This window comes from uncultured Abyssibacter sp., from assembly GCF_964000955.1.
Lineage (GTDB): Bacteria > Pseudomonadota > Gammaproteobacteria > Nevskiales > OUC007 > Abyssibacter.
Genome location: NZ_CAXFCL010000161.1, coordinates 1 through 6,968, shown reverse-complemented (window position 1 = coordinate 6,968; position 6,968 = coordinate 1). Strand labels below are relative to the sequence as shown.

Below are 6,968 nucleotides of genomic sequence, written 5' to 3'. Positions count from 1 at the left end.
CGAGCAGTACGTCGCCGAGCATTCGTCGCTGCTGTCACGGGTCAAGTCCGGTTCGGACTCGATCATGGCGCTGGAGGCCGAGGCTTTCTGAGACCAACCGGCGTAGTCCAAAAAGCCGCGGCCCTGTCGCGGCTTTTTCGTGTTCGCCCACATCGTTGGATTTACGATATCGCCTGGCACGGAATGCGCCTATGATTTCGCTGATCATTCTGGGGATCGCGTCATGACTCAATCACGGCAGAAATTCATGCTCAAGATCGACGAGGCGCGGGCCGTCGTCGAACTCTCCGAGATGACGGTGTCGGCCAGTCATCTGCGGCCCGGGCGCCGGGAAGGTGATGATGTCCTCGAAGATCCCGTGATGTTTCACGCGCTCTGGCTGGAGGACGATGACGGTTACGATCACGAACTGTCGCTGGAGCCCGGTCTGTTCGACGCCAAGGTGGGTGACACGATTCACACCCGGGTGCTCTCGGATGGCAAGGTGATCCGTTTCCTCAGTCTGGTGAACGCACGCACGGGCCAGCGGGTCACCGTCAATTCTCTCAGCAGCGCGGTTGTGGATTGTCATCTCACGGAATCCCGCGGTGAGATGGTCGGCCGCATCTCGCTGGCTGCCCTCGGCAGCCTCGTGGCGGCTTACGTGCTGTCTCTCTTGTACGTGGTGAACTCGTGGATGCAGTTTGCGGCGACGGCCGCGGTGATCTGGATGGCCATCAGCCTGCTGCTGCTCCGTTCGCGCCGTCGTCGTGTGCAGCGCTGGTCGGATGAGATCGGCGGTGCGCCCGACCTGTCCATCGGAAAGAAAGCGCTATAGCGAGATTGCCGGAGCCGCCGGGCCGCGCGCTTCGTCAGGGACATGCGCAGAGGGTGGCCGCGTGCGCCGGATCATTCATATCGACATGGACGCGTACTACGCGTCGGTGGAACAGCGCGACCGGCCTGAACTGCGGGGCAAGCCAACGATCGTCGCCTGGCGTGGGCCCCGTTCCGTCGTCTGCGCCGCGTCCTATGAGGCACGCGTCTTCGGTGTGCGTTCGGCGATGCCGGCGATGCGCGCGGCGCGCCTGTGTCCGGACGCCGAGTTCATCGCCCCGGACTTCGGGCGCTACAAGACCGTTTCACGCCAGATCCACGCGATTTTCCGACGCTACACCGATCGGGTCGAGCCACTGTCCCTGGATGAGGCCTATCTGGACGTGACCGAGCAGCGTGGCGGTCTGGGCAGTGCAACGGAAGTTGCCGAGGCGATTCGGGCGGCGATCCGGACGGAGCTGCTGTTGACCGCGTCGGCCGGTGTCGCGCCGAACAAGTTTCTGGCCAAGATCGCGTCGGACTGGCGCAAGCCCGACGGATTGTTCGTAGTGCCGCCGCAGCGGGTTGAGACCTTTCTGGAACCACTGTCGGTCGCGAAAATTCCCGGTGTCGGCAAGGTCACGCAGGCGAAGCTGGAGGCGCTCGGCGTCCGTACGGTCGGCGACCTGAGGCGTGGTGATCCGCTGGTGCTGCACCGCCATCTGGGCCAGGCCGCCGAACGCCTGATGGGTCTGGCATGGGGGCGGGACGACAGCCCGGTGCGCACGGAGCGGCGTCGCAAGTCCTTGTCCGCGGAAGACACCTTCGGGGACGATCGTCCGCTGTCCGCGCTGGCGCCGGAGATCACCCGTCTGGCCGAGAAGGTTTGGCAACTGGCGGAGCGCGAGGGATACCGATCGAGGACGGTGATGCTCAAGCTCAAGACCCGGGACTTCGTCACGCTCACGCGTCAGCAGACCCTACCGTCACCGCCGGACTCGCTGGCCACGTTCACCGCCAGCCTGCTGCAGCTGCGTGAACGGGTCGATCTGCCGGCGGGGACGCTTTATCGGCTGGTGGGTGTCGGGTTTCAGCAGATGTCGGAAACGCCGCGCTCCGCCGCGCAGTCCCTGCTGTTCGACGCCGCGACGGTGGCGATTCGGTAGACTTGACGGCCTGCGGGCCGCGAACCGGGGCCTGTTTGCACGATTTGTATCGTCGAAATCGTGCAGGCGGACCCCGAAGGCTTGTCTGGCGCGGCCAACCCGTACCCAATCTCAGGACATCATGCGAATCATTCTTCTTCTGGCCGCGGCTACGGTGGCGGCATGCGCGAACCAACCACTTCCCATCATGCAGACAGCCAGCAATCCGCTGCTTCAGCCCAGTCCGTTGCCCTACGAGTATCCGCCGTTCGACCGGATCAAGCCCGAACACTACATGCCGGCCTTCGAGGCGGGGATGGCGGAGTCGCTGGCCGAGATCGACGCCATCACCGCCCAGGACGCACCTCCGACCTTCGAGAACACGATTGTCGCGATGGAGCAGGGTGGAGAGACGCTCGGTCGGGTGCAGTCGATCTTCTTCAATCTCGTCGGCACGCATGGCACCGATGACTTGCAGGCGATCTACGGGGAGATCTCGCCGAAGCTGGCGGCTCACCAGGACAAGGTCTTCCTGAACAAGGCCTTGTTCGATCGGGTCGACGCGCTTTACCAGCAGCGCGACACGCTGGACCTGGATGACGAATCGCGCCGTTTGCTGGAGCGCTATCACGTGAATTTCGTCCGCGCCGGAGCCCGTCTGGCGGCGGACGAGCAGACACGGTTGCGCGAGATCAACACCGAACTGTCACGCCTGACCACGCAGTTTCAGCAGAACCTGCTCAAGCACACGAACGAGCTGGCGGTGGTGGTCGAGGACCGCGCGCAGCTGGCGGGTCTGTCGGACTCGGCCATCGAGGCGGCCGCGGGAACCGCGCGGGATCGCGGTATCGAAGGCTACGTGCTGACCCTGCAACTGCCGACCTTGCAGCCGCAGTTGGCGGAACTGGAAGACCGGGCGCTGCGCGAGCGAATTCATCGCGCCTCCATCCAGCGCGGCAACACGGATGGTGCTTTGGACAACCGTCCGGTGTTGCGCGAGATCGTCGCGCTGCGGGCGGAACGGGCGCAGCTTCTGGGTTACGACACGCATGCCGACTACGTGCTTGCCAACGCGACGGCGGGTACCGCCGATGCGGTCAACACGCTGCTGGCGAAGCTGGCCAAGCCCAGCGTGGTCAACGCGCGCAAGGAAGGCGAACGCCTGCAGCAGGCGGTTGACGCGGCCGGTGAATCCTTTGACCTCAAGGTCTGGGACTGGCCGTACTACCGCGAGATCGTGCGCAAGGCCGACTACGATTTCGACCAGAGTGCGCTCAAGCCGTATTTCGAGATGGAGCGCGTCCTGACCGATGGCGTGTTCTTCATGGCCGAGAAGCTCTACGGCCTGCGTTTCGAGCGCCGGGATCATCTGCCGAAATACCACCCGGACATCACCGTCTACGAGGTGTTCGAGGACAACGGGGCGGCGCTGGGGATCTTCGTCTTCGACCCGTTCGCCCGCGACACCAAGCGGGGCGGGGCGTGGATGAACAGCTACGTGCAGCAGTCGCGCCTGCTGGGCACTCGTCCGGTCGTGGCCAATCACCTCAATGTGACCAAGCCGGCAGAGGGTGAACCGGTGTTGCTGTCGCCCTACGAGGTGAACACGATGTTCCACGAGTTCGGTCATGCGGTGCATGGCCTGCTTTCGGACGTGCACTACCCCTATTTCTCCGGTACCGCGGTGCCGCGTGACTTCGTCGAGTACCCCTCCCAGGTGCACGAGATGTGGGCGTTCTGGCCAGAGGTCATGGAGAACTACGCGCGTCACCACGAGACCGGTGAGCCGTTACCGCAGGAGATGATCGAGCGCTACAAGTCCACCGAGCAGTTCAACCAGGGCTACGACTCCACGGAGTATCTGGCCGCCTCGCTGCTGGATCAGGCCTGGCACCAGTTGACACCGGATGCGATTCCCGAGGATGTCGAGGCCTTCGAGGCGGCGGCGTTGGAGCAGGCCGGGGTGGCGCTGGAGCTCGTCCCGCCCCGGTACCGCAGCACCTACTTCGCTCACGTGTTTTCCGGAGGCTACTCGGCGGGTTACTACTCCTACGTCTGGTCCGAGGTGCTTGATGCCGACACGGTTGCCTGGTTCAAGGAAGACGGTGGCCTCAGCCGGAAAAACGGTGATCGCATGCGCTACGGCATCCTGGCGCCCGGGGGCAGCGTCGATGCGCAGGCGATGTACGAAGCCTTCCGTGGCCGACCCGCCGAAATTGCGCCGTTGCTGGAGCGTCGTGGTCTGACCGCGGAGTAGGTGCGGAATCGGTCGGGAGCAGTGCGTCCCTAGCGCTTGCCGGGGCGTTGCCGGCCGGCCCACTGGATGTGCCGTTGCACGCCGGGGTCGGCCAGCAGGTCCGGCAGGGTTGCGAACTGCCGGCCCAGGGTGACCTCGTCGAACCGGCGATGCAGGAAGCGATGGCATAGCCGGCAGATCCAGATGCCGCGCTGGTGCATCTCCTCGCGGGAGTGGCGTTTGGCGAACCAGGGCCGTCGATGCACCTTGCGCGGGATCAGGTGATGAAACTCCAGCCGGGTCTCGCGCTGGCACAGCTGGCAGGCGTGGTCGGTCGGTGCGGGCATGAGTCGATTGTAGGGCCTCGAGTCTCATCGGGTTGTCATGTTCCGCGGCTAGGCTCCGGGTTTCTCCGCCCGTCGTGGGGGGAGCGTCCCCCTTGCCCGGAAACGTTGATGCGTCACCTCTGCTGCCCGGCACTCCTCCGAAGCCCGGTTGTTGTCCTGAACCTGTTCCTGGTTGCCTGCGGCACCAGTCCGCTTCCCTCCAATCCGGTCACCGATGCACCGGATGAGCCGGATCCCGTGAACCCGCTGCCGGCATTGCGAACGGATCAGGTCATCGTCGCGCACCGCGGGGCCTCCGGCCACGCGCCGGAGCACACGCTGATGGCCTACGATCTGGCGCTGGAAATGGGCGCGGAATACATCGAGCAGGATGTGCTGCCCACCGCGGATGGTGTGCTGGTCTGCATCCACGACGACACCCTGGATCGCACGGCGCGGGGCCCGGAGGAGAACTGCACCGGCAGGGTTGGCGACAAGACGCTGGAGCAGCTGCGAACCTGCGACTTCGGGTCCTGGTTCAACGAGGCCTACCCCGATCGCGCCCGCGACGCCTACGTCGGGCTGCCGATTCCGACGCTGGAGGAGGTGTTCCAGCGTTATGGCAACGGTCCGGATGTTCGTTACTACATCGAGATCAAGCCCAATACCCGTCTGGGTGGCAGTGTTGAGCAGACCTTGCTGGACCTGCTCCACGAGTACGACCTCCACGCCGGTGCGGTGGAGCATCGTCAGGTCCTGGTGCAGTCCTTCATCCCGACATCGCTGCTGACCATGCGGGCGCTGGATCCCGACATTCCGCTCATCCAGCTCTATGCCGTTGGTGCGACCGCCACCGCCGCGCTGGCATCGAACTACGCCTTCGGTATCGGGCCGAGTTCGTCCGAGGTGAGCCCCGCCCTGGTCGAACTGGCCCATTCTCTGGGCATGGCCATTCACCCGTACACCATCAATGGAGAAGACGATCTGGCGGCGATGGCGGCCATGTGCGTCGACGGCTTGTTCACCAACTTTCCGGACCGGTATCGAGCGGTGCTGTCGCAGACCGACTATGGCTGCCCCGCGCCCATTCGCTGATCGGACGGACACTTCAATTGCCGCCGGCCCCCGGGCGCGGTACTTTGGCCGACACCAACAGAACGCCAAGGGGAATCTGCATGCTGACCGTTCATCACCTGGAGAACTCGCGGTCGCAGCGTGTGCTGTGGTTGCTGGAAGAACTGGGTGTGGACTACGAGGTCAGGCGGTACCAGCGGAATCCGAGTACCTCGCTGGCTCCTCCGGAATTGCTGGATGTGCATCCGCTGGGCAAGTCACCGGTGATCACCGACGGCGATGACGTGGTCGCGGAAACCGGGGCCATCATCGAGTATCTGATCGATACTTACGGTCAGGGCAAGCTGCTGCCATCCGATCCGATCGATGTGAGGGCCTACCGCTACTGGATGCATGCCGCGGAGGGCAGCGTCATGCCGCTGCTGGTCATGACGCTGGTCTTCAACAAGATCGAAACCGCACCCATGCCGTTCTTTATCCGTCCGGTGGCGAAGGGGATCGCCGGCAAGGTCAAGGGTTCGTTCATCAATCCCAGTCTCGACCGGGCTCTGGATCACATGGAGCGTTCTCTGGCGGCGACCGGCTGGTTCGCGGGTCCGACGATGACCGCGGCGGACATCATGATGAGCTTCCCGGTCGAGGCTGCGGCTGCACGCAGTGGTCTCGATGCCTATCCGAACATGCAGGATTTTCTCAAGCGGATTCACGCGCTGCCGACATACCAGAAGGCGCTGGAACGGGGTGGGCCCTACGAGTTGATGGCGTGAGCCGTCTGATTCCCGCGCCGCCGGTCCGCTGACCGTTTCTTGATCCACAACGCAGTTCGGCGTTCGTTGCCCGATATCCGCTCCAGATTTTAACGTTTGCTTCACTTTGTATTGTCAATACTGAATCTCACCCGGTTGCAGCGTCAGGCTTGTCGTTGTCAGCCTGACGGGAGTCGAATCGGCGCCAATGACCATGCTTGAACAGCTGATGGGCCAAGCCGCCGAACTGGTGCTGATCGTTGGCGCGGATCATCGGATCGTCAGGGCCTGGGGACGCGAGCCGACATCCGGTCAGTCCGCGACCGCCTTCATCCAGCGCCGACTCAGCGAGATCTGGCCCATCGACTGGGCCCGGTTCTCCGAGCGTCTCGCCAACTGTCGCGCGCACCACAAGTCGCGTTTCAACGTCGCGCTGGGCTCCGACCGCAAACGCATGCTCTGCCGCGTGCGTATCGCCGAACTCGATGATGAACATCCGGACCAGCAGGTGTTCTTCATTGACCCCCTGGTGGATGTTCCCGGAGAACGGGACGTTTCCAGTCTGGTGCAGCAGATTATCCACCGGCACCCGGACTACATCCTGATCGTCGACGATGAAGGTCAGTCGCTCGAGGCGAATTCCGCT

Annotated in this window: 7 protein-coding genes; 6 read left to right on the top strand and 1 reads right to left on the bottom strand. The window is 63.9% G+C overall.

Annotated elements, in window-relative coordinates; all coding sequences use genetic code 11:
• Nucleotides 1-223: 223 nt before the first annotated feature.
• The 3 genes from ABNS06_RS07755 to ABNS06_RS07745 all read left to right on the top strand — a co-directional run bounded on the left by ABNS06_RS07755 (nt 224) and on the right by ABNS06_RS07745 (nt 4,197).
• On the top strand, nt 224-817 hold the full coding sequence (locus ABNS06_RS07755; protein ID WP_348673681.1) for a hypothetical protein: 594 nt from the start codon (nt 224-226) through the stop codon (nt 815-817).
• Between the two features lie 61 nt (nt 818-878).
• Nucleotides 879-1,961: a DNA polymerase IV gene (gene dinB / locus ABNS06_RS07750; protein ID WP_348673680.1), complete on the top strand. Its 1,083-nt coding sequence runs from the start codon at nt 879-881 to the stop codon at nt 1,959-1,961.
• Nucleotides 1,962-2,148: 187 nt separating this feature from the next.
• Nucleotides 2,149-4,197: a M3 family metallopeptidase gene (locus ABNS06_RS07745; protein ID WP_348673678.1), complete on the top strand. Its 2,049-nt coding sequence runs from the start codon at nt 2,149-2,151 to the stop codon at nt 4,195-4,197.
• A 29-nt stretch (nt 4,198-4,226) separates the two neighbouring features.
• Here the strand turns inward: ABNS06_RS07745 and ABNS06_RS07740 are convergent, their stop codons facing one another.
• Complete coding sequence (locus ABNS06_RS07740; RefSeq protein WP_348673676.1) at nt 4,227-4,523, bottom strand: hypothetical protein; 297 nt, start codon at nt 4,521-4,523, stop codon at nt 4,227-4,229.
• 108 nt (nt 4,524-4,631) lie between these two features.
• On the opposite strand from ABNS06_RS07740, the gene ABNS06_RS07735 reads away from it, so the two are divergent.
• From ABNS06_RS07735 to ABNS06_RS07725, 3 genes are all read left to right on the top strand, one after another.
• Nucleotides 4,632-5,597: a glycerophosphodiester phosphodiesterase family protein gene (locus ABNS06_RS07735; RefSeq protein ID WP_348673674.1), complete on the top strand. Its 966-nt coding sequence runs from the start codon at nt 4,632-4,634 to the stop codon at nt 5,595-5,597.
• Nucleotides 5,598-5,677: 80 nt separating this feature from the next.
• Complete coding sequence (locus tag ABNS06_RS07730) at nt 5,678-6,343, top strand: glutathione S-transferase (protein WP_348673673.1); 666 nt, start codon at nt 5,678-5,680, stop codon at nt 6,341-6,343.
• A gap of 193 nt (nt 6,344-6,536) precedes the next feature.
• A partial coding sequence (locus ABNS06_RS07725) for a hypothetical protein (protein WP_348673671.1) occupies nt 6,537-6,968 on the top strand: 432 nt, incomplete at its 3' end.

Excerpts from the sequence above, each read along its gene's own strand:
- ABNS06_RS07755 (WP_348673681.1), top strand. The coding sequence starts at position 224 with ATGACTCAATCACGGCAGAAATTCATGCTCAAGATCGACGAGGCGCGG.
- ABNS06_RS07745 (WP_348673678.1), top strand. The coding sequence starts at position 2,149 with ATGCAGACAGCCAGCAATCCGCTGCTTCAGCCCAGTCCGTTGCCCTAC.
- ABNS06_RS07740 (WP_348673676.1), bottom strand. The coding sequence starts at position 4,523 with ATGCCCGCACCGACCGACCACGCCTGCCAGCTGTGCCAGCGCGAGACC.
- ABNS06_RS07735 (WP_348673674.1), top strand. The coding sequence starts at position 4,632 with ATGCGTCACCTCTGCTGCCCGGCACTCCTCCGAAGCCCGGTTGTTGTC.
- ABNS06_RS07730 (WP_348673673.1), top strand. The coding sequence starts at position 5,678 with ATGCTGACCGTTCATCACCTGGAGAACTCGCGGTCGCAGCGTGTGCTG.